This is a genomic window from Virgibacillus sp. JSM 102003 (genome assembly GCF_041949995.1).
Lineage (GTDB): Bacteria > Bacillota > Bacilli > Bacillales > Amphibacillaceae > Lentibacillus.
In genome coordinates, this window is record NZ_JBHFQH010000003.1 from 59611 (window position 1) to 83510 (window position 23900).

Annotated in this window: 20 protein-coding genes and 1 pseudogene; 8 read left to right on the forward strand and 13 right to left on the reverse strand. The window is 37.5% G+C overall.

Going from position 1 to position 23900, the window contains the following annotated elements:
- Nucleotides 1–343: 343 nt before the first annotated feature.
- Entirely contained in the window at nucleotides 344–1384 is a 1041-nt protein-coding gene (locus tag ACE1TG_RS04380) for an LCP family protein (protein ID WP_375051145.1), read from the reverse strand.
- Between the two features lie 138 nt (nucleotides 1385–1522).
- Here ACE1TG_RS04380 and ACE1TG_RS04385 point away from each other — a divergent pair, with 138 nt between their 5' ends.
- The 5 genes from ACE1TG_RS04385 (at nucleotide 1523) to cysQ (ending at nucleotide 6278) form a co-directional block, all read left to right on the forward strand.
- A complete protein-coding gene (locus ACE1TG_RS04385) occupies nucleotides 1523–1819 on the forward strand; it encodes a hypothetical protein (protein WP_375051146.1) in 297 nt (98 codons plus the stop codon).
- Between the two features lie 92 nt (nucleotides 1820–1911).
- The gene (gene sat, locus ACE1TG_RS04390; protein WP_375051147.1) at nucleotides 1912–3063 is read left to right on the forward strand and encodes a sulfate adenylyltransferase; all 1152 of its coding nucleotides are present in this window, start codon (nucleotides 1912–1914) and stop codon (nucleotides 3061–3063) included.
- A gap of 17 nt (nucleotides 3064–3080) precedes the next feature.
- Nucleotides 3081–4859, forward strand: a complete 1779-nt coding sequence (locus ACE1TG_RS04395) for an SLC13 family permease (protein WP_375051148.1) — start codon at nucleotides 3081–3083, stop codon at nucleotides 4857–4859.
- Between the two features lie 13 nt (nucleotides 4860–4872).
- Entirely contained in the window at nucleotides 4873–5475 is a 603-nt protein-coding gene (gene cysC, locus ACE1TG_RS04400; RefSeq protein WP_375051149.1) for an adenylyl-sulfate kinase, read from the forward strand.
- Nucleotides 5475–6278, forward strand: coding sequence for a 3'(2'),5'-bisphosphate nucleotidase CysQ (gene cysQ / locus ACE1TG_RS04405; RefSeq protein ID WP_375051150.1), 804 nt, complete (start codon nucleotides 5475–5477; stop codon nucleotides 6276–6278). Before cysC ends, cysQ begins: the two co-directional genes overlap by 1 nt.
- A gap of 48 nt (nucleotides 6279–6326) precedes the next feature.
- Here the strand turns inward: cysQ and tagD are convergent, their stop codons facing one another.
- Nucleotides 6327–6722, reverse strand: coding sequence for a glycerol-3-phosphate cytidylyltransferase (tagD, locus tag ACE1TG_RS04410; protein ID WP_375051151.1), 396 nt, complete (start codon nucleotides 6720–6722; stop codon nucleotides 6327–6329).
- A 1536-nt stretch (nucleotides 6723–8258) separates the two neighbouring features.
- Here tagD and ACE1TG_RS04415 point away from each other — a divergent pair.
- The 3 genes and pseudogenes from ACE1TG_RS04415 to ACE1TG_RS04425 all read left to right on the forward strand — a co-directional run.
- Entirely contained in the window at nucleotides 8259–9308 is a 1050-nt protein-coding gene (locus ACE1TG_RS04415; protein ID WP_375051152.1) for an acyltransferase, read from the forward strand.
- A 418-nt stretch (nucleotides 9309–9726) separates the two neighbouring features.
- Nucleotides 9727–11637, forward strand: a complete 1911-nt coding sequence (locus tag ACE1TG_RS04420) for a S8 family serine peptidase (protein ID WP_375051153.1) — start codon at nucleotides 9727–9729, stop codon at nucleotides 11635–11637.
- Nucleotides 11638–11656: 19 nt separating this feature from the next.
- Nucleotides 11657–12175: pseudogene (locus tag ACE1TG_RS04425) on the forward strand (NAD-dependent epimerase/dehydratase family protein); the annotation flags it as partial.
- 337 nt (nucleotides 12176–12512) lie between these two features.
- On the opposite strand, the gene ACE1TG_RS04430 reads toward ACE1TG_RS04425, so the two are convergent.
- The 11 genes from ACE1TG_RS04430 to ACE1TG_RS04480 form a co-directional block, all read right to left on the reverse strand.
- Nucleotides 12513–13382 carry a Gfo/Idh/MocA family protein gene (locus tag ACE1TG_RS04430; RefSeq protein ID WP_375051154.1) on the reverse strand — a complete coding sequence of 290 codons (870 nt, stop codon included), beginning with the start codon at nucleotides 13380–13382 and terminating at the stop codon, nucleotides 12513–12515.
- A 2-nt stretch (nucleotides 13383–13384) separates the two neighbouring features.
- Nucleotides 13385–14692, reverse strand: a complete 1308-nt coding sequence (locus tag ACE1TG_RS04435) for a GGDEF domain-containing protein (protein WP_375051155.1) — start codon at nucleotides 14690–14692, stop codon at nucleotides 13385–13387.
- A 96-nt stretch (nucleotides 14693–14788) separates the two neighbouring features.
- Complete coding sequence (locus ACE1TG_RS04440) at nucleotides 14789–15838, reverse strand: dihydrodipicolinate synthase family protein (RefSeq protein WP_375051156.1); 1050 nt, start codon at nucleotides 15836–15838, stop codon at nucleotides 14789–14791.
- Nucleotides 15839–16855: an NAD-dependent epimerase/dehydratase family protein gene (locus tag ACE1TG_RS04445; protein ID WP_375051157.1), complete on the reverse strand. Its 1017-nt coding sequence runs from the start codon at nucleotides 16853–16855 to the stop codon at nucleotides 15839–15841.
- 18 nt (nucleotides 16856–16873) lie between these two features.
- On the reverse strand, nucleotides 16874–18127 hold the full coding sequence (locus tag ACE1TG_RS04450; RefSeq protein WP_375051158.1) for an Nramp family divalent metal transporter: 1254 nt from the start codon (nucleotides 18125–18127) through the stop codon (nucleotides 16874–16876).
- Nucleotides 18128–18565: 438 nt separating this feature from the next.
- On the reverse strand, nucleotides 18566–19480 hold the full coding sequence (locus ACE1TG_RS04455; protein ID WP_375051159.1) for an ROK family protein: 915 nt from the start codon (nucleotides 19478–19480) through the stop codon (nucleotides 18566–18568).
- Between the two features lie 26 nt (nucleotides 19481–19506).
- Nucleotides 19507–20373 carry an N-acetylneuraminate lyase gene (locus ACE1TG_RS04460; RefSeq protein ID WP_375051160.1) on the reverse strand — a complete coding sequence of 289 codons (867 nt, stop codon included), beginning with the start codon at nucleotides 20371–20373 and terminating at the stop codon, nucleotides 19507–19509.
- Between the two features lie 29 nt (nucleotides 20374–20402).
- On the reverse strand, nucleotides 20403–21077 hold the full coding sequence (locus tag ACE1TG_RS04465) for an N-acetylmannosamine-6-phosphate 2-epimerase (protein ID WP_375051161.1): 675 nt from the start codon (nucleotides 21075–21077) through the stop codon (nucleotides 20403–20405).
- A gap of 127 nt (nucleotides 21078–21204) precedes the next feature.
- Nucleotides 21205–22050 (reverse strand): MurR/RpiR family transcriptional regulator, encoded by an 846-nt coding sequence (locus ACE1TG_RS04470; protein ID WP_375051162.1) that lies wholly within the window; start codon nucleotides 22048–22050, stop codon nucleotides 21205–21207.
- A gap of 86 nt (nucleotides 22051–22136) precedes the next feature.
- Complete coding sequence (locus tag ACE1TG_RS04475) at nucleotides 22137–23417, reverse strand: TRAP transporter large permease (protein WP_375051163.1); 1281 nt, start codon at nucleotides 23415–23417, stop codon at nucleotides 22137–22139.
- Nucleotides 23418–23885, reverse strand: a complete 468-nt coding sequence (locus ACE1TG_RS04480) for a TRAP transporter small permease (protein WP_375051164.1) — start codon at nucleotides 23883–23885, stop codon at nucleotides 23418–23420. It abuts the gene before it with no gap.
- Between the last annotated feature and the right edge of the window lie 15 nt (nucleotides 23886–23900).

Here is a 23900-nt window from a genome sequence, read left to right on the forward strand (position 1 = left end):
ATAAAACACACTATGAATTGTTTAACAATTTATGTGTGTTTTATATTTGTCATGTCTTATTTAGATTTGATTGGTTTGTGGTATTTTGGGAGAGTTTAGTTGACAATTGTTCTGATCAGTCGTATTCGTTATGAGAAGTTTCAAAATAAAAATTCAAATGGAAAATGGAAGGATTCCTTTATGTATAAGATTGGATAACATCTACATCGAAATGGGTTATTCAATTGTTGTAAACTATAAAAAATGACAACTAACCCTAAATTTAGGGTTAGTTGTTGTCTAGTTTTGATAAAATAGGAGTTCGATAATTTCTTTACCTAAATTATGCACATTACTGGCATTATTATGAATTAGATTTCCCACTAGTAGTTGTTGTCACTGTCTTATTTGAATCGGATGCAGTCGCTGTACCTTCGAGCTCCAAATGCTGTTTTAACATTTGCTTTGTTTCATTAAGAGCAACTTCATCCAGCTGCCAGTAGTACGTACCATTTGGCTGGTAATTGTGTCCTTTCAAAGTGTACGTTTCAAAGTCTAGACTACCACTACCTGTTCCGTATGAGATAAAACTTTTCATCTCATCGAAAGTCATGTTTGTAGTCATATTTTTACCCACAGCATCGATGATATCGTCATATTTTAAAATAGATCCCATAGATAATGCTTTACTAACAACGGATTTTATTATTTCCTGTTGACGTTTACCGCGTTCAATGTCATTATCATACTTCCTGGTTCTGGCAAGCGCCAGTGCCTCTTCACCATTCAGTTGCTGTTCCCCCGGCAGAAGATGGATTGCACCATCAACATCATCAGAGTTCTGTTCATATAATTCATACGGTACATCAACGGTTATACCATTCACTGCATTTACAACATCAATAAACGCTTCAAAGTTGAGCTTTGCATAATAATCGACTGGAATATCTATTAGATTTTCAACCGTTTCAATTGTTGCAGGCATACCGCCATATGCATGTGCATGATTGATTTTTGTTTTGTAACCAACTTCAGGTATATACACGTATGAATCACGAGGGATACTAAGCATCTTCACACTTTTTTCTTCCTTGTTTAATGTCGCCAGCATTAGTGTGTCGGTTCTGGCGCTACCTGAATTACTGCGCACATCGCTAGCATCAACACCAGCAATTAAGATTGACACATTATCTTTGCTCGGATCCACTTTTTCTTCACGCAAATCCGATTTTTCTTTGTCACCCTCCTGGTAGGAACCAGATAAAACCGATTCAGCTTTTACGTATAAATATGCTGAATAAGATAAACCAATAAACGCGACTATGGCAGGTATAAGTATAAAATAAGCTCTTTTACGGAGTTTACGCTTCTTTTTTCTCCTTATTATTCTTGACTTTTCAGACATGAAAAAATTCCCTTCTTGTTCGTGATTTACATATAATATATGGTTATTAGGAAAGCAAAACATAGCATTCAATGATATTCTTAATCAAGGTCTAAAAAGTTTATAATCGCTTAACGAAAAACTATTCTTTATTTTACTATGAATAAGCTTAATAGTAAATTTCTTTTATATTACATTGTTATTATAATAATATCTCAAGTGGAAAATAAGTCCATGTATATTAGACGATTGAATGCGGAAAAGGTTTCAAAATATGGTATATCTGTTGGTACAAATAAATTTTTAAAAACGAATATTGAAAAGAAGACTCGTAAAGACAAAATAGGATATATCGGTATTATTTACTGTCGTTTAATTTCAGGCAGTTCTAAAATTGAAAAGGAACTTTCCTTAACTGATTTTAATGTTTTGGGAATTTCTGCTCTTACTACATAATTTATTTCACCTAATTTTTTTTCGATAGAAAATGTCTAATAACAATGATATAATACAAAAGTGTATGAAAACAGATTTTTGGAGGTAATTAAATGTCGAATCAACCACATGGCGGTACACTTGTGAACCGTGAATTAGATGCTCAAGAAAAAGCACTAGCACTGTCTAAAGCTGAATCACTAAAAAATATCCAAGCAAATCCTTGGGTAATATCTGATATAGAACTAATCGGTATCGGTGGTTTCAGTCCACTTACTGGCTTCATGGGACAAGCTGATTATGAGAGTGTGGTAAACAATAATCATCTAGCTGATGGCACAGTGTGGACAGTACCCATCACACTGTCTGTTACAGAGAATGAAGCTGAACAGTATAAAATTGGTGAGGAAATTGCACTTAAAGGTGAAGATGGAATTATTTATGGAACAATTAAACTAGAAGAAAAATATACCTATGATCAAGAGCTTGAGGCGCAAAATGTCTATGGAACTACGGAGGAAGCACATCCAGGTGTTAAAAAACTTTATGAACGTGGAGATGTATACTTAGCTGGACCAATTACGTTATTGAACCGTCCTGATCATGGCGTGTTTAACGAATTTTATATGGATCCAAACGAAACACGTCAAATGTTTGAGGACTTAGGCTGGAAAACTGTTGTTGGATTCCAAACGCGTAACCCAGTTCACCGTGCACATGAGTACATTCAAAAGTGTGCATTGGAAGCTGTTGATGGATTACTGTTAAATCCATTAGTAGGGGAAACAAAGTCAGATGACATTCCAGCAGACATCCGTATGGAAAGCTATCAGGCGATTCTAAAGCATTATTACCCAGCTGAACGTACACGTCTTGCGATTTATCCAGCTGCAATGCGCTATGCTGGGCCAAAAGAATCTGTATTGCATGCGATTGTGCGTAAAAACTTTGGGTGTACACACTTTATTGTCGGCCGTGACCATGCTGGTGTGGGCGACTATTATGGAACGTACGAAGCGCAGGAATTTATTTCTCAGTTTGAAGATGAGTTGGGTATCCAAATATTTAAATTCGAGCATGCTTTCTTCTGTACCGAATGTGGGAATATGGGTACAGCAAAAACTTGTCCACATGGTAAGGAATACCATGTACACTTAAGTGGAACAAAAGTACGCGAAAAGTTACGCAATGGGGAACGCCCTCCAAAAGAATTTTCACGTCCAGAAGTTGCTGACATTCTTATTAAAGGGATGCAACAAAACTAAAAAGGGGACTTGCTCCCATGTCATTTAATATGATTTTTGTTTTGATTATGATAATAGCCATGCTGGCAGGGTTACTTCTTGAAGTAGCTCGGCCTGACATGGTTGTTTTTTCAGTATTGGTTATATTATTAATATGTGGCATCTTAACTCCAAACGAGGCATTAAGTGGTTTTTCCAATGAAGGGATGCTTACGATAGCACTTCTATTTATTGTTGCTGGTGCTGTTCAAAAAAGCGGACTGATAGATCAGATGATGGAAAATTGGCTGAAGAACAGCAAGACCCAAACCGGATCCATGTTACGATTCTTTCTTCCTACTTCATTATTTTCAGCTTTTCTGAACAACACACCGATTGTGGTAACATTTACGCCAATCATTAAAAAGTGGTGTGAGGATCGTGAAATTGCCCCATCCAAGTTTCTGATTCCATTATCATATGTCACTATTTTAGGCGGAACGATTACATTAATCGGCACCTCTACTAATCTAGTAGTTCATGGGATGCTGGTTGATGAAGACCTTAATGGATTTTCGCTGTTTAGTCTAGCAGTTGTTGGTATCCCAATTACGGTTGTTGGTCTTATTTATTTATTTACAATTGGTCATAGATTACTTCCAGACAATAAAGGATTCAGTCAGCGAGTAAAAGAAGATTCAAAAGAATATATTGCTGAAATGCATGTAACGGAAGCCTTTCAATATGTTGGCAAGAGCGTAAAGGATGCGGGACTCCGGGACCTGAAAGGTCTGTACCTGGTTGAAATAATCCGTCAAAAAGAACATATTTCACCAGTTAAATCGACCACTATAATTAAAAAATACGACCGACTAATATTTACTGGACTGATATCCACGATTGCCGATCTTGAAAAAATTAAAGGTCTGACACTTGAGACAGGAACAAACATTGGATTAGATGATCTGAAAAATGGTACTTCCAGTTTGATCGAGGTTGTTGTGTCCCACCAGTCCTCTTTAACATCAAGGTCTATTAAAGAAGCCCAGTTTCGTTCAAAATATGATGCTGGCGTTATCGCGGTTCACCGTAACAATGAACGGATTAAAAGTAAGGTCGGGGAAATTGTCTTACGGCCAGGGGATACCTTACTGTTGCTAGCTGGTGCAGACTTTTTGGAAAAACATTTTCAATCTAATGATTTTTATGTGGTATCTTCATTAGATACACCAAAATCACTTAAACAGAATCCGGCAAAAGGCTGGTTTTCCATTGCTCTATTAGTCGTAATGATTGCATTGGTCACAGCTGGTGTGTTTACGATGTTTAAGGCGATGGCATTAGCTGTTCTTATACTACTGGGTACTAAAATTCTTACCCCAGGGGAGGCGAAACAATATGTTCAGTTTGACGTATTGTTATTAATAGCAAGTGCACTCGGAATAGGAGCCGCAATGACAGAAACAGGACTGGCTAAATGGCTTGCGAATGGGCTGGTCAGCTTTGGTGAGCCATTAGGTTTACTAGTTATCTTATTTATGGTTTACTTTTTGACAAATCTGTTTACAGAATTAATTACGAACACCGCAGCAGCGGTTTTGATGATTCCGATTGTCTTGGAACTTGCATCCCAGCTTGATGTAGACCCAGTTGGATTTGCGGTAACAGTTGCGATCGCTGCTTCAGCAAGCTTCATTACACCCATTGGCTATCAGACCAATCTTATTGTGTTTGGTCCCGGTGGTTATACGTTTAAAGATTATATAAAAGTCGGTACACCGCTTAGTATTTTAGTAATGGTCACATCTGTTTCAATAATTTATAATGTATGGTTTTAGGAGGAAAAATAACATGGCAAAATCAGAAAACATTGTATGGCACGATTCAAAGGTAACTAAATCAGCTAGACGGGAATTGAACAATCATAAAAGCGCAGTAATATGGTTTACGGGTCTATCTGGTTCTGGAAAATCAACGGTATCTGTTGAATTGGAAAGAGAACTTTATTCTCAAGGGGTGCGTACCTATCGCTTAGATGGAGATAACGTTCGTCATGGCCTAAATAAAAACTTAGGATTTAGCCCAGAAGATCGTAAAGAAAACATTCGCCGTATTGGGGAAGTTTCGAAATTAATGGTTGATGCAGGTTTGTTTACATTGTCTGCATTTATTTCACCATATCGTGAGGATCGCGATGAAGTGCGTGAACTTGTAGAAGATGGCGAATTTATTGAAGTATTTGTTGACGCTAGTGTCGAAACGTGTGAAGCACGTGATCCAAAAGGCTTGTACAAAAAAGCACGCGCTGGAGAGATCAAAGGATTTACTGGAATTGATGCGCCATATGAAGAGCCAAAGAATCCTGAAGTAACCATTGATACCGATAAATTAACTCTTGAGGAATCTGTGCAAGAAATTGTAGATTACCTAAAAGAGAAAGGATACCTTGAATAATGGCTGATGTAAGTCTAACAAAGTTGCTTGAAATTTCATTGGAAGCAGGGCACGAAATATTAGATGTATATGAAAAAGATATTGAAGTTGAAACGAAGGAAGACGATTCACCACTAACGCAGGCTGACCAACGTTCACATCAGGCTATTATGAAAGGCTTGCAAACTGAGTACACAAATATTCCCGTTCTAAGTGAAGAAGGTACGGATATCCCTTATGAGGAACGTAAAGATTGGACTCAATTTTTCCTAGTGGATCCACTGGATGGAACTAAGGAATTCATTAAGAAAAATGGTGAATTTACGGTGAATATTGCACTGATTGATGGAAAGTATCCAACATTGGGAGTAATCTATGCACCTGTCCTGGATACATTTTATTTTGGCCGTGAAGGCGTAGGTGCTTTTAAATTGGAAAATGCATCTAAAAAGGAGATCACTGATGATGAAGCGTTAGTTTCTGAAAGTATTCGTTTGCCAGAAGTTAATGATACTGATGTAATTAAAGTCGTTGCAAGCCGCTCTCATATGTCAGCAGAAACTGAAGAATTTATTGAGGGTTTACGTGGCGATCATGAAGTAGATGTAGTCTCAGCAGGGAGTTCGCTTAAATTCTGTTTAGTGGCAGAAGGTAGAGCGGATTACTACCCGCGTTATGCACCAACAATGGAATGGGATACAGGAGCTGGACAAGCTATTATTGAAGCATCTGGTGGAAAAGTAATTAGGCATGAAGATAAACAACGCTTTTACTATAATCGTGAGAATTTAAAAAATGATTGGTTTTTGGTGAAAGGGAACTAACGATTCTTTACTAGTTTTATCGAAAGAGGGATATCTGGATGTGATAAATTACTTATCTACTCGAGATATCCCTTTTTTTATTTCTGAAGTAGAAATTCCTTCTGTCCGTGGAAGGTAAACAACTTCACAAAGATTCTTTAAAGAATCAAACTTACTTTTCCAGTCATCACCCATAACGAAAACATCAACTTCATATTTTTTAATATCTTCGAATTTTTGCTTCCACGTATATTCGGGTATAACCATATCTACATAACGGATTGCTTCTAGTATTATCTTGCGGTCTTCAAAGGTATGGTAAGCCTTTTTATTCTTTATATTATTAAAGTCATCTGTTGATATACCAACTATAAGATGGTCGCCTAATTCTTTTGCGCGTCTTAATAAGCTAATGTGGCCTGCATGAATTAAGTCAAATGTTCCATAGGTAATTATTTTTTTCATTTTAGACCCTCCATATAAAACCAAAAGTATTATTTTATATTAACACAGAATAATTTTTTAACAAAAATTAGGAATCTTATTCAAACCCTGTGAAATGTGTTGGTTTCTAGAGAATTTGCTGAGTTCAAGTAGGTTTGATAAGAAACTCTTGATACCTTCGTTGATCACTCAAGTCTACTTTAAAAACGGGGTATCTTAATACTAACGGGTTCCGTCTCCCTATCATAAACATTAAAATGTAAACTAAAATGATCAAATTTGTTGGTCATTTTTTGTTGGAATATAGGACTTTTATCTTTAATAAGCGGTATACTATGTAGTACAATTTGCACATAATAATGTAGACAACAATAGCCAGTGTTAGTCTGTAAATTGCATTACATTTTCACATAAATTAACCTACACAAATTTGGAAAAAACGGATATATGATGTAATGAAAATCAAACCAAAATACCCCAACGCCGAGGAATTGAAATTTAGGCTGTCGTTTCAGCCCCGGAAAATTTTAGAACATTTTTTAGATTATACAGATTTAACTCAATCCCAGGTATTAGGAAGTGTTGCCGCAACTGATCGAGGATGAAGGTTTCATCAATTATGTAGAAAATAAACGTAGTAGAAACTCGGCTTGGTTATGTAGACAAATCCAATATGACGAAGAAAGCAATGCCCAATGCACTTATAAAGATTAAGCAATCTATAAAAGCATTCTAGATGAAACCATGTATTGAAACAGTCTGGCATTATAATACTATTGTAACGGGATTCAGAATTATTACGCAGTAGCGACTGAAATTATGAAACATTTAAGAGAGTTAACCATGCATTTAGACAAGACGTTATATAATCGATTAAGGTACTTTAGAAAAGAAGCAACATTCTCTGATGTGACTATCTCATTACAAATACGTTATAGAGACTGTAAATCAAGACTTTATAGAATAAAGAATATGGTATTTTTATCTATTCATTGCCCAAAAGCACATAACAAATCTATGTTTCTCTCAAGGTTTTATAATTATACGGTAAAAGGAAGAGGCATAATACACCATAATCTTAAAGCAATTGATAAAAATGTTTTAGCTCATGTCATTAAAAACTTTATTTTCAATAGAACGATTGAGAATAACGATTACCGCATAAGTAGCCCAATCTGGTAAATATTCCATATCAGTATTGAGCTTGGAAAACATGATTGGCACTGTCGACATAAAAACCCGTATCATCTCTCAAGATATTACACGTACTTAAATTTAACTGTGCTACACGAATTTGTTCATCGACTATTACACTTAAAAGACCATGAGAGAATTAAAAATCTATTTATGGTTTTGGATCTGAATAAAAGCAAATTCATAAGATAAATGAACTACGGAAACTATGCAGTAATGACTTAATCATAAATTAGAATGTCTGATGTTATTTTTTTAATAATCTTACTACATATAGATGTTAACTAAAATTGATATTGTAAATAGAGATAATATTTGGTATATTGCTTTAGTATATTATAAATAGTAAAAGGAGTTACTATCATGATTAGTTATGTCAATATATTAAGAAGTATTGCTATTATCGGTGTTATTACCATCCACACTGCAGCTCCACTTTTAGCACAGACCGACAATTTACCATATTGGTTGGTAGGGAATATTTTGGAAGGAGCAGTTCGATGGTCTGTTCCCGTTTTTGTAATGGTTAGTGGCATGCTTCTGTTAAATAACAACAAGAAGGAGCCCCTAAAGATTTTCATGAGAAAAAGGGCTTCAAAAATTATCATTCCCTTTATTGGATGGGTTTTAATCTATACATTTTGGGAATACAAAAGTACCTTGGGTGGTATCTACCTTCCAGATATAATAAGAGATATGATAGGTGGAAATGTATCTTTTCATTTATGGTTTTTATATATGATTGTAGGATTATATTTAATTACTCCGTTAATTAGAGTTCTAACTGCTCATAGTGATTGGAAATTGATAGAATATTACTTGATTGTATGGTTCATAACAAGTTCTTTATTTACCCTAAGCAATCATTTTTTATCAGTTAATGTTGGAATTCAACTACAATATTTCAGTGGGTATCTGGGTTATTTTCTATTAGGCTACTATTTACATAATATTGAACTAACAAAACGTTTAAGGAAAATTATATATGCTGGAGGTTTATTTGGAGTTATTGTAACTATTATAGGAACTTATTTAGAAACAGAATATAGTGGTAATTTTGCCCCTTACTTTTATGAATATTTATCTCCTAACAATGTTTTAGCTAGTATTGCGATCTTTGTTTCTGTAAAAAACATCGATTGGGATAGTATTTTCAAAAAAAAGGGTATATTTATGAAGTCTATGACCGCTTTGTCCATTTCCAGCTTCGGAGTTTACCTAATACATCCACTTGTAATGATAATAATAGGCTCTGATGAAATGAAAAAATTAATAGGGTTTAAAATAAGATACACTGAATTTTTTCATCCAATTATAGGTGTTCCAGTATCAATTATAATAGTTTTAATTATAAGTTATACTGCTGTTAGGGTCATGAACAAAATTCCGTTTATAAACAAACTTGTACCATAATTAAGAAAAGATGTTAACCTTATAAACAATAAAATTGCGCAGTGGACTATGGGAACCACTGTGTAATCTTTATGGGTGCCATATTGTGCAACCTCAACGTAATCCGTTACACGGAGAAGAGTACGGCACTTTTTGGCTTCAGAAACTCTAGTAATTAAAGGGGAAGTATATTCAGGTTCTAAATAAAACTTTTGAAGGGATCAGGATGAGATTGAGGAATTATTTCAGTATAACATGGGGGAAGCACAGATTATCTATATACATATGAAACTACTTTTGAGTTGGATTATTAAAGATAAAACAATACTCAAAATGAAGCCGTGAGTCTGATATTTCGACAAAAGACCTAGAGACAAACCTCGCCCTAACTGGTAAAATTTATTAATTGGAATAAAAGAAATTAAGGGAGATTCAAATATTGCCAAATCAATATAAAGTACTACTACTCGTATTTTCTATATTATTAATTGTTTCATATAATCCAGTGCATTCCTATGGGATGGAAAGCACTGAAAAGGACGTTATAATTGGCTATGAGAACACTATAGGGAAACAGTTGATTTTCGAAAAGAGTAGTCATGTAGATTATGAGTTTCACCATATATCTGCGGTTGCGGTATCAATTGATCAAAGTGATCTAGATATCCTGAAGAAAAACTCAAATATATCCTACATAGAAAAAAATGTTCCAATTAAATTGTCTAAAGATAGCCAAAATATTGAGGAAGTTACTCAAATAAATTTAGCTGAAACAGAACGATGGAATATCGAGTCAACCAGTGGGCTTTCTGCATGGGAAGAGGGATTCACTGGTAAAGAAGTAAATATAGCTGTCATTGATACTGGTATTTCTCCTCATCCAGACTTAAAGGTTTCAGGAGGATTTTCAACTGTCGATTCTATACAGGAGTGGACGGATGATAATGGACATGGTACGCACGTGGCGGGAATCATAGGTTCAGAACGTAATGATACTGGAACAGTTGGAATTGCACCAGATGCTAATCTATTTGCCGTTAAGGCGTTGGATAAGAATGGCGAAGGAACTTTAGCAGACCTGATCGAAGGAATCGAATGGTCTATTCAAAATAATATGGACATTATCAATCTATCTTTAGGTACCGACGATAATAGTTCAGCATTACAAGATGTTATAAATAAAGCATATAAAGCAGGTATTTTGATCGTTGCCGCTAGTGGTAATGGCGGAACAAATAATTCTGTGAATTATCCTGCTAAATATGAAAATGTTATCGGTGTATCCGCGGTAAATGAACAATTTAATATCACCTCTTTTTCTTCAACAGGGCCTGAGGTAGAATTTTCTGCCCCAGGCGTGAATATAGTTAGCACTTATTTAAATGAATCTTATGGCAAAGCTCACGGTACATCCCAAGCTTCTCCGCATGTAACTGGTATACTTGCACTATTAAAGAAAAAGAAACCTGAGTTGAATTCAACTGAACTCAGGAATGAGTTAATTAATTATGTCCAAGATTTGGGGGAACCGGGACGTGATCCATTTTATGGTCACGGTTTTGTTAATTTTAATCCAGATGTGAAAGCCCCGGGAGAAGTAACAAATCTTCAAGCACGAGAAATATCAACTGATGCGGCCACTGTTAGTTGGTCGAATCCTTCTGAAGAGGACTTCCAGATGACAACTGTATATTTAAATAATAAGTTCATAAAATCTATTAATTTGGGAGAAAAAGCTACATACACTTTCAAAGGGCTAGACCCAGATACAGCATATACTGTTACGGTTCATACTGAAGACCGTTTTGGTAATCTATCGAAAGGTGTTACACAAACTGTAAAAACTGAAGCAATTGTGAGAATAAAAGAAGAGACTGATAGAAGTGAAGAAGTTGCTGTGTCGGATACACAAGATAAAGATGAAACTTCTGAAGAACAACCAGTCAAACAAATAGAACATGGGGGAAAAAACCCTTCCACAAAGAAAGTGAATAAACAGCCTGCGAAAAAGGAACTAGTTGTTTCCAGGCCTGGCTCGACAAATCAATCTAATGAAGAAAGAGGGACAGGTGGAACAGCAACTGAAAACCAATATGACTCAGTAGATGTCCCTAACAAAGGACTAGATGAAAAGGACGTAAAAGATAAGACTACTGAGGCTACCCAAACGGATGAGAATAATAAAGATATTAGTAAAAATATCGAAACTACTTCAGAAAAGGAAGATACACAAGAAAAGGAGACACCCAATAAAGATAGTGAAGAAGTAAATATATTTGTGAAGTTTTTTAGCTCTCTTGCAAAGATTTTCATAAGTATAACAGACTGGATAGTTGGTTTGCTTAGTTAATTTAGTTCGCTGTCTCTGGGCATACGGGCTGAAGTCGGTATGTCTGCGTTACTTTAACGCGGCAGGTGCAGATCCATCAGGCAGAATTGGTGAGGATCACGATCCGGAAACACATTTGATTCCAATCGTTCTGCAGGCTGCTCTAGGGAAAAGAGAATCGATAAAAATATTCGGCGATGATTACGATACAGAAGATGGCACTTGTGTCCGTGATTACATACACGTCATGGACTTAGCGCAGGCACATTATCTTGCAGTAACGAAACTTCAGGAAGGTGCAGCTAGCGATGTGTATAATCTTGGGAATGGTAAAGGATTTTCGGTGAACCAAGTTGTTGAAACATGTAAACAAGTAACTGGAAAAACCATCGATGCCAGGTTAGCTCCCCGTCGTAAAGGTGACCCGGCAGTATTAATTGCTTCATCTGACAAGGCAAAGCGCGAACTGGGCTGGACGCCACAATATCAGGAATTAGAAGCAATGGTGTCCCACGCATGGGAATGGCACCAGAATAATGAAGAGGGATTTGAGAAATAACCGTGGTGGAGTAGGTTTATAGTTAGTTGATTAAACGTTTGATCAAGACAGGCTCGCTTAGGTGAGTCTGTTTTTTGTTAAGCAGGTGTTGGTATAGAGCGTACCGGCTCTCAACTCGGGCGAGTAGCACCAAAACTCGAGCGAGGAGCGTGCAAACTCGAGCGAGCGCGCCTCAAACTCGAGCGAGCAACCCACAAACTCGAGCGAGGAACTTGCAAACTCGAGCGATCAAGCCCCAAACTCGAGCGAGCCACCTTCAAACTCGAGCGAAACGCACCGAAACTCGCGCAACAGACCTATTCCAAGAATAATAGTTTTTACCAACTGCCTAAAATCTCTACCCCCTTCTCCCATTCGCTTCCTCAATAAACCTCATTATCGCAACTGCTTCCTCTTCAGGAACCGGGCTAACTCCAGTCTCAAAAAACGCTACGACCTGCTCTAGCAAACAAGCATAGTAGGGCTTTTCATCCTGATAAACAGGTAAATGAACGGTGTGATCCTTATAATGAAGTATGGCTTCAAAGTTGCTATGCCAGTTATGATTACCTCGAATTACGCCAAAGCGCCCGTCTTCGTATTCTGCAGTTATTACATCGTAACTTTTATTTCCTTGTACATTTAGCTGCTGATAATCTACACCCATAATGGTGAACAGCATTTCAATCATATGGATGCCATACCAGTAATAGAAAGGCATTTTTTCGATGAAAGGAAGCGGTCCTGACAGATAAACGCCTTCAGGTTGTTCGGATGTTTGGGCTAGTTGATTTTGAAGTGAGTGTGCATAGCGTAAGGAAGACGAGCTCATGACTGGAGCGTTGTGCTGTTCGCTTAGTGTAAAAATTGTCCTGGCATCTTTTTCTGACATTGCCAGTGGCTTATCAATAAATACAGGCTTACCGTAGGGTGCTATTCGTTTAAATAGGTCTAAATGTTTTCTCCCATCTACTGCTGTAATCATGATGGCATCAGCTTTCTCTGCTACCTCTTCAACAGAGTCGGTAATCGAGACATTATAGTTATCTTGTAATTTAGCGGTGTAATCTTGTACACGGTTTGTACTTAAGTCTAAATCCGGAGAGGGGCATGGGCATCCAATCGTGACTTTTGCACTTCCAAAATGATACGTTTGTTCATGCAGCAGCGTCGTAAATATCTCGACATGAGACGTATCCAATCCGACCATACCTATGTTTAGTTTCATCTTTAATCTCCTTTCAAAAGCATTTTATATACTTGTCTTGGTCGACCTTTTGATTGCAGTTTTTCTATCCCGACAATTTTCACGATGTTGGAATCCAGCCAGGAGAGCAAAATGCGGTGTGCACTTCTTGTTGTGACACCTAAGGATGAAGCTAATTCCTGAGCAGTAAAGGTATCAACTTTCTGCCTGGATAGGATAGAAATAACTTTTCTCAAATAGTAGGGTGATATGGATGTATCCTGTGTCTTTTCGAGTAGTTTTTCATCTGTAATATTAAGTGGATAGGTGAGATGTGCCTCGTTTTCAATTGGACCGATCACACTACGATCTTCTTTTACGATAAAGCACTTTTCTCCTCCAAAATCGATTGCTTGGGTGAGTGCCATACGTGCGTGATTACCCGCTCCATTTGCAGAGAGTCCAAATCCAATACCTACTGAAATCCGCAAGTGCTGCTGTTTTTTCATGTCTGCTATCAGTGGGAAGTATTTGTATCCTTGTGTTACTCGTTCAAACGTTCCTCTTGTCGTTACAAACATAAATTCATTTCCATTTAGAGCAGTTAAGTAACCTTCCAGAGTTTCCACAAAGTCCAGAATTGTAGTTTGGGCATCTAAATAAAGCCGTTGGATGTGCTGTTCTGAAGAGACCTGGCGTTTTAGCTGATCAAAATTTTCAATATGTACGATGCCAAATACAATTTGTGATTCCAGCTTTTTTCGTTGTTCCGTTGCCAGAAGTGCTCGCTCCAGTGTTACGATGATATCTTCTTCTGTCGGTACAAGCCACTCATTGGGGATACCTTTTTCGGTTAAAGCCTCTGAAACAATTTTTAACCCTGTTAAAGCGCATTCTGCTCTGTTTTGTTTATGTTCTAATTCATGGAAGGCGATGATTTCATCTGTTTTTGCCAATGATAATCTAGAATCATAATGGGTACTTGTTATTGACTCATCCAATTCATAGTTGAGATGGCTGATTTCATGTTGGGATAATGTATCAATGGAAATGGTAGAAAAGTTTTTAAGGTTCTTTTGAAGTTTATAAAAAGCGCGATACAAAGAAGCACCCTTAATGGGAATAAAATGAGCAGGAACATTTACAGGAATTTGTTCCTTGGAAATGGAGTAAGGTATAAATCCTGAATATAGCAGCACATCACATTTTGCTTGAAGCTCCTCAGTAAAAATCGGTGCATCATAAATGTTATCGGAAGTTTTATAGATTGGGGTAAAATTTGGGAACCGTTTAATTGATTGTTTAATCCGTTCATTAATCCATGTAGGTCCAATTATTCCAATTTTAATCATTCATAAGCACCTCCTAAATAGGAAAAAGGAGGAAACACGACATCTAATGAAGTGTTTCCATAATCTATCTTAATTTTATCTAAGTTTTATAGGAAGTCAAAGCCATTTGTCGAGGTTTTCTTTTACAAATTCATCATCGTGCAGGTGAGGGTACTCTTGATAGATGCGATCAATTGCTTCCGACTGGCCTGGACTAAGTTTTTCTTTATCAAGTAAGCACCAGTTACCCTGTAATAAGCCTTGTCGTGCTAATACTTCGTTGATGCCCGCAATACATCCTTTAAAACCATTTGCTGCATCAAAAAAGGCAGCATTTGCATCGGTAACCTGATTGGACAATGGGAAAAACTTCGCAACATCACCATTTTCCCGAAGTGATTGCTTAATCTGATTGAATTGTTCTACGGCCTTTTCCGTCCAAACAGCCCAGTGCCCTAACAGACCACCTACAATTTCTTTTTTAATTTTTTCACCATTAGCTTCAACCTCATAAGCCGTTAGTAAATCAATAACTATATTGTCGTCATTCCCGGTATAAAGCGCAATCTCGTCACTTCTACTGGAATGGCAAACTGCTCTGACAACATCAAGCGTTTTATAGCGATCAAATGGTGCCATCTTAATCGCATGAACATTTGGTATTTCAGCAAACTCTTTCCAGAACTCAAAGCTCAATGTTCTTCCGCCTACCGCTGGCTGCAGGTAAAATCCGAAAATAGGTATTACTTCAGCAACTTGTTTCGAATGCTCCAGCAGTTCTTCTTCTGATAAATGATTAAGTCCACCGAAACTGAGCAGCCCGAAGTCGTATCCTAAATTCGTTGCAATCTGCGCTTCGCCAATTGCCTGCTCAGTCGCGCCGCAGATTCCAGCAATTTTAATAAAAGGTCGATTTGAATCTCGTTTGTCCACTTCGTCTGCTGCAAGTTTTAACACCTTTTCAAAAAGGTTAAACTGCGGATCCCGGATTTCAAATTGTGTGGTATGAACTCCAACAGCAATCCCGCCAGCGCCTGCATCGATATAATAATTGGTTAATGCACGTTGTCGCTGTTCGTCCAGCTGTTTATCTTCTTTTAATGCAAGGGGATGTGCTGGTATAACAGTTCCTTGAAAAAGCAAATCTTTAATAGCTTGTTGTACCATTTAAAACGCTCCTTGTCTTTCCTGGAAGTGTGTTGGTTTTTCAATAACTTCACCGTCATTCTCCAGCCATGTTGCCGTCCATTCAATCATTTGCTGTAATGGAACACTTGGATATCCGAATAATTTATGTGCTTTTCCAGCATTATTTAGGAGAGCATTTGGCGCTTCTTCGTTTTTAAATGTAACGGACTGATCAAAATGCCTGCCAAATTCCTCCGCAATAACCCTGACAGAAGCCGTTTCCGGCCCAGTAATGTTTAAAATAGCAGGGTCAGTGCTGCAGTGAAGTAATGACCGGATGGCAAATTCGTTTGCATCACCTTGCCAGATCACATTTACATGACCAGTTGTCAGATCTACAGGGTTATCCTGGTATACTTGTTTGGCAATTTCCAGTAAAACACCATATCGCATATCAATCGCGTAATTTAGCCTGTATAAGAGGATGGGCGTATTATTTTTTTTAGAAAAATGAGTGAAAACACGTTCTCTGCCCAAACAGGATTGAGCGTACTCGCCAATTGGGCTCGTTGGGGTTTCCTCCGTGCAGCCACCCTTTGTTATATCGACAAATGGATAGATATTCCCGGATGAAAAAATAACCATATTAGCATCTGAGAATTTCTCGGCGACCCTTCCTGGGAGATAGGCATTCATCGCCCATGTCAGATGTTCGTTACCCATCGTTCCGAATTTTTTTCCGGCCATGTAAATGACATTTTTTACTTCTGGTAATGCTTCCAGATCTTTATCGTTTAAGAGATCAGCTGCAATGGTTTCAATGCCATGTGATTCCAGTTCTGTTTGTAATGAACCAGAGGAGAAGCGGGAAACACCAATAACCTTCTTATCTAACCCTGCTTCACCAATTGCTCGTTTAGCCTGTTTAGCTAAAGAGGGCCCCATTTTTCCGCCTACACCTAAGATCATAATGTCACCTGAAATTTGCTTAATATCATTAATTAAACGGGGTGAAGGTTTTGTCATTATTTCATCAAGTTCTTCTATTGTTTGCATATGATCACCTCATTAGATTTATAGAAAGATATTTTTCACATTATTAAACGCTAAAAGGAGCAGTACAATTAATCCAGCAATCGCAATAATATTTTTAAAGAGTGTATTTTTTAAATCGCCCATGATTTCTTCATCATTTGCTACGACTAACAAGGCAATTGCGATGAATGGAACTGCCACAATCGTAATGGCTTGCGCAAAAATGATCAGATTAAGCGGAGCGCCTCCAAAAATAATTGCAATAATCGATCCGAACAACATAACAGCTATAATAGCGAGCTTAACCTTTTTGTCTTTTAACTTGCTGCCAATACCAATACTATCGGATATCATGGCACCACCAATAGTCGCGTTACCCATTAAGGATGAAAATGCTGCTCCAAAAAGACCAAACATGAATATTGTTGTCGCCCAAGTTCCATATAATGGTTCTAACGCTAATCCCATATCAGCAACAGAATTAATCTGTATACCAGCTGGCTTTAAAACAGCCGCGGCTGCAATCATAACTAATAGTGAAATGAATCCAAGTAAGAAGATTCCCAAATAGGATTCCTTCATTCCATCCTTGACAATTTCTCTAGTCCAGCCTTTTTCCTGAACAAGATAAGATTGATAACTGGCTCCAACTATCGAGAAACATGTTGCAGTAAGACCGATAATTAGACCTAATGACCCTGAAGGTATCGATGGAACAAGCCCACCTGCTATCGAACCAATAGATGGTTTGGCCAGGAAGACAGTTACCAGAAAAGAAACTAACATAAGTGCAACAAGACCAATCATCAACTTTTCCAGGATGTTATAAAAGTCTTTAGAAAATAATAGTAATGCTCCAGCTACTGTAAATGCAGCAACCCAAAATGCAGGAGCTCCGCCAACAATTGCTGACGCCGCTACACCAATTCCAATGGAATTACCCGCTTGGAATGATGCTGTAACCAGAAAAGCACCAATACCGATGAGAAGGGCACCCCACTTACCCCATTTTTGATTTATTACCTGAATGAAGCTTATTTTGGAAGCAATCCCGATTCTCGTACTCATCTCTGTGTAAATCATCATAAAGATTACCGTCACAATCAAAATCCATACTAACTGATTACCAAATAAAGAACCGATCGTGGATGATAACGTTAAACTACCAGGCCCTAATACCAATGCAGAGGTGATGAGAGCCGGCCCCAAAAATTTAAATATATTCTTCTTGCCACCACCTTTGTTACCGCTTTCAATATTAGGTGAATAATCCTTAGCCGTTTGCGATTCCATGAAAATCCCTCCTGTTTATAAATTTAGAATATTTACTAAATTAATTATATCGAAGTAGTGATTTAAAGAAAACGTCTTGAATGTGTCTTTAAATGGAATCGAGGGGGGTCGCACGATAAGAGGGCAAACTCAAGCGAGTAGCGCGCAAACTCGAGCGGGGAGCACGGAAACTCGAGCGAGCAACGCGCAAACTCGAGCGAGGAGCACGCAAAGTCGAGCGAGCAACGCGCAAACTCGAGCGAGGAGCACGCAAAGTCGAGCGAACAGCGCGCAAACTCGAGCGAGGAGCACCCAAACTCGAGCGAGTAACACTCAATCTCGAGCGAGAAGTCTCTCCACTGATATTGTTTCCGAGCACCGCCGAAAATTCTAAATTGCTCTAATAGAGGAGTAAATACAAAAAACATCCACAAGGGAAGACGCTTGTAGATGTTTAGGTTAACTGTAATTGTATCCATTCATATTCCAAAAATGCTTCGCTGCTCCTAACAAATTTGCTTTATTATCATTTATGGCAAGCTTCATTTCCAGCTGATTACGATGATTAGGCATAACTTTTTTATTGACTGCAGATTGGATAGCATTGAGCAGGAAGTCTCCTTGAGCGGTGATTCCACCGCCAATAACGACCAGCTTTGGATTGAAAATGTGTATTAGTGATTGAATCCCTGTAGCAACATCATTAACCCATTCTTTAAAAGTTTCCACACTCAATGAATCTTCTTGTTTCACCATCTGGAAGAACTCTGGCAAGTCAATGGATCGTTCAAATTTACTTCTAATTAGATCCGTTAATGCTGCGCTTGATGCGTAACGTTCAAAGCAGCCTTTACTGCCACAGGTGCATGTTTTACCGTCCTGATATAAGTTGATATGGCCGAATTCCCCAGATGAAAAATTTGCACCAGTGTATAACTGACCATTCATAAATAGTGCACCACCGATTCCTGTTCCTATTGTCATGCACAAAAAATTGTCAATGCCAACCGCTGCGCCTTTCCAATGTTCACCAAGCGCAGTGCAGTTAACATCATTTTCAATTGTTGCAGGTAATCCTGTATGTTTAGTAACCATTTCCGTAACAGGCATTCCTGAATAACCGGGAATAGTATCTGTTGCATGTACTACAACACCATTAATGTTATCGATTTGTCCAGCTGAACTTATGGCAATACCTGAAACATCCGATTTGTCATTTACTTGATCACAAATGTCCAATATTTTCTGCATCAGAGCATCTCCACCTTGGAATGCTTCAGTTGGCATGCTTTCATGGAACATAAGTTTACCGTCATCATTAAGCACGCCATATTTTATTGCTGTTCCACCGATATCGATAACAGTTAACTGCATGACAAAAACTCCCTTATGCTATACATTTATATATATTTTGCGGATATTTCCTGAGCACGAGCGATCTTTTCAGGGGAAAGCTGCTTCATCGGTCTACGACAATAACCAGCATCAACACCTTTAACTTTAAGCATTTCTTTAATTGTCTGGTATAAGCCATTATCAAGAATAGCTGTTATAAGGTCATTTGTTGTTTTTTGAACCGCTAACGCTTCTGTGAGGGAACCACTTTGTGCCAGTTCAAAAATCTCACGTGCCCGTTTACCATTTACGTTGAACGTACTGCCAATCGCACCATCAATATTTAGGACACTTGCTGGCAACAGCATTTCATCAAATCCTGAGTAAATTAATTTATTTGGAAATGCGTGTCGTAACCGTTCCAGCAGGAAGAAGTCTGGTGCAGTGAATTTAACACCGATAATTTTGTCATGATTCAATAACTCGCCAATTTGGCCAAGACTCATGTTAACTCCAGTCAAAGCTGGGATTGAATAAATAATTAAATTATTTTCAACACTATCAACAAGTGTTTCATAGTAATCTTTAATTTCTTCAAAATCAAACTTATAATAAAATGGCGTTACTGCGGAGATAGCATCATACTTAAGGTCGGTAGCAAACTTTGCAAGATCAACTGCCTCATCGATATTCAGTGATCCAATTTGAGCAATTAATTTTACCTGATTGCCAGCTTCATCTTTTACAATTTCAAAAATACGCTTTTTAGCTTCTGTTGTGATAAGGAAGTTTTCCCCTGTGCTTCCATTTACGTAAAGGCCATCAACTTTTTGTTCATCAATATTAAAACGAACGATTTCCCTTAGACCCTTTTCATTAACATTTCCCTGTTCATCAAAAGAACATAGTAAAGCTGTGTAAATACCTTTCATATATATCTTCCTTCCCTGGTATCTTTTTATTAATTCTTAATGGCGTGAGAAAATTTTTCAGTAATATATTTCGGTCTGGTAATTGCACTCCCCACAACAACTGCATGTGCACCTAGTTCAAGTGCTTTTTTTGCCTTTTCAGGTGTGTCAAAATTTCCTTCTGCAATAACCGGTATATCAACCTTTGCTATAAGCCCCTGTACCAAATCAAGTGGTTTTATTTTCTGTGAGTAAGGAGTATATCCTGCAAGAGTTACTGCAACGATATCAACACCCGCTTCCGCTGCTTTAACACCCTCATCAATAGTAGAAACATCTGCCATGAAAAGTTGATCTGGATACTTAGATCGGACCTCATTATAGAATTGGATAAAACTTTTGCCATCGGGCCTTTCCCGTTGTGTTCCATCAAATGCAATGACTTCAACACCTTCATAATAGAGGGCATCTATTTCCTGAATTGTTGGTGTAATGAATACCCCGTTATTGCCGTAATTCTGTTTAATAATTCCTATAATAGGAAGTTCGACTTCCTGTTTAATTGCCCGGATATCCTCGACCGTATTTGCCCGAAGTCCAGCCGCGCCACCAAGTTTTGCGGCAAGCGCCATTTTGCTCATAATAAACGAGCTGTGTAGTGGCTCATCTTCAAGTGCCTGACATGATACGATTAGTTGTTTTTTTACTTTTTCCAGAAAGTTCATTTGAAATCTCCTCAGTTGACTATTGCCTCTTTTCGTCTTAATTCAACGGGTAGTATAGCATTATGAAAATTAAGTGTCAATTAGTTTATATTTATGATTGTTAATTGTCATTTGGTAAAAAAGTTGTTTAATATAGTTTGTTTGCAGTATTCTTGTTGATTTCCATTTTGATGCCTTTTGCTTTATCTACATTTTTCATCGTAAGTCCCGTACAAATAAGATCAATTAAGTATAACTGTGATATTTTTGATACGAGAGAACCACTGTCTAATGGACTCTCTTTTGCAGAGGATAAAAGCTCGTAGTCAGATAAACGAGTCAACGGTGATTTTACATAGTTTGTCAGTGCAATAACAGTAGCTTCATTGGATTTAGCGATTTCTACAGCGTCAAAAATATCTTTGGTACTACCAGATAGACTAATTGCGATAACAACAGTTTCATCCGTCATTGTCGAAGCACGCATTACCTGAAAGTGGGGATCGGTAATAACTTCTGAATGTTTGCCGATACGCATTAATCGATTGTGCATATCATGGCAAGCAATTCCAGATGAACCGACACCAAATATAACAACATCACGGGATTCTTCGATAAGATCTACACATTGCTGCAATTTTTCCATGCTAACAATTTCGGATGAATCGTTTATTGCCTGTATAATGTGATTACGAATTTTTTCGATAAATGTACCATCATTGTCGTGATTAGATGAAAAAGCCTGCTCCTGTGCCAATAAGAATTTGAAATCCTGAAACCCTTTGAATCCAAGCTTACGGAAAAAGCGCAATACTGTAGCCTCTGCCGCCCCGCATGCCTCGGATAATTCAGTAAGTGAATCATAAATTACTTTATCCCTGTTTTCACTAATGTAGGTATAAATCTTTTGTTCTGATTTAGTAAAACTTTGCTTATTTTGTTCCATTATAATGGAAGGTTTTTTTTGATTTCCGTTGGATAGATTATCAGGCAATTTTAAACACCCCTTCGTTTTGTTGTGTAAAGCTGATAAAAAGGAGAAAAACACTTTAATAGTCGTTTTCCTCCTAATTTGCAGCTTTAAGGATTCAATAAGTTAGGTAAGAATAATACAAGCTGCGGAAATAAAGTGATTATTATCAGTGTAACAAATAATGGAATCCAAAACGGGATAACTCCTCGTGTTATTGTATGAACTGGAATATTTCCTACTTTTGAAACTACAAACAAAGCCATCCCCATTGGAGGTGTTAAAATACCGATCATCAAATTAAGAATAACAATAATTCCAAAATGAACAGGGTCAACACCTGCACTTATAATTACCGGCACTAATATAGGAATTAAAAGAATTAATAATGCCAGAGACTCAATAAATGTTCCCAAAAAGATTAGCAGTAAGTTGATCAGCAATAACAATATGATAGGGTTATCGGATATTGTCAAAAAGAAATCAGCAATCTTAATAGGAATTTGTTCATGTGCAATCATTTGCCCGAAAAATTCAACACCGATAATCATTAAAACTGCAATTCCTGTCAGGCGCATCGAATCAACAACATTAATAAAGAACTTTTTAGGTGTCAGCTCCTTATAAACAAAAAAACCTAAAAACATTGCGTACAATGTAGCAATTACCGCAGCTTCAGTTGGTGTGAAGTAACCAGAAAAAATACCGCCAATAATAATTATGGGTGTCAGCAATGCCCAGAATGACTTTCTGAAATGAACAAATTTCATCTTCATTGGCGCCTTTTCCGCTTTGGGATAGCCTCGTTTTTTCGCTAAAGCATAAGCTACTACCATCAAAGAAATAGTCATGATAAGTCCAGGGATAATACCCGCTAAAAACAGTGACGCGATAGACTGATCTGAAACAACGCCATAGATAATTAATGGAATGCTTGGGGGGATAATTGGGCCGATAATAGCTGAAGCAGCTGTTAATCCTCCTGCATAATCATCATCATATTTCTCATCACGCATTGATTTAATCTCCAGTTGACCAATTCCGCCAGCGTCTGCCAGGGCAGACCCAGACATTCCGGAAAAAAGAAGACTTGCCATGATATTCACATGGCCTAACCCTCCTGTGAAATGTCCAACAATTGATTTAGCAAAATTGAAAATACGCTCGGTAATTCCTGATGAATTCATTAATGATCCTGTTAAAATAAAAAAAGGAACCGCCAAAAGGGAGAAGGTATCAATGCTGTCTATCAGTTTAGCAGCGGAAAAATACGCTAAAGCCCAATCATTTGTAGCAAAATAAACGAGTGCAGCAAGTATTAAAGTAAACCCGACCGGCATCCCTAATAGTAACAGCGCTAGCCACCCGATTAGTATAGTTAATGCACTCATTTATTTCACCTCACTTTTGTTCTTAAATTTTTTAACATTTACTTCAACCAAACGATAAAGCATTAGAATAGAAATTAACGGTAAGGCAACGTACATGTACATATAAGATATATTTAATGAAACTATTTCTACTGGTACCTTACGAACTGCCATTACGTACCCCAAATACCCCATAGCAGAAATCACAATAAAAATAAGAACCTGAAACACATAGTAAATTGTATCCCGGATAATTTTGGGAAATTTGTTAACAAAATAATCAATGAGCACATGATTGTGCTCTTTGATTCCAAATGATACTGATAAATAACCGACGTAAACAAATATAAATTTAGCTAATGCTTCTGACCATGTTAACGGTGCATCTAAAACCTGCCTTGAAAAGATCTGGAGGGTCAAAACAATTAACATTACAATGAATAATGACCCTCCGATAATTTCTTCCAGGTTAGCAAAAAATCTTTTCATGATATTCACCTGATT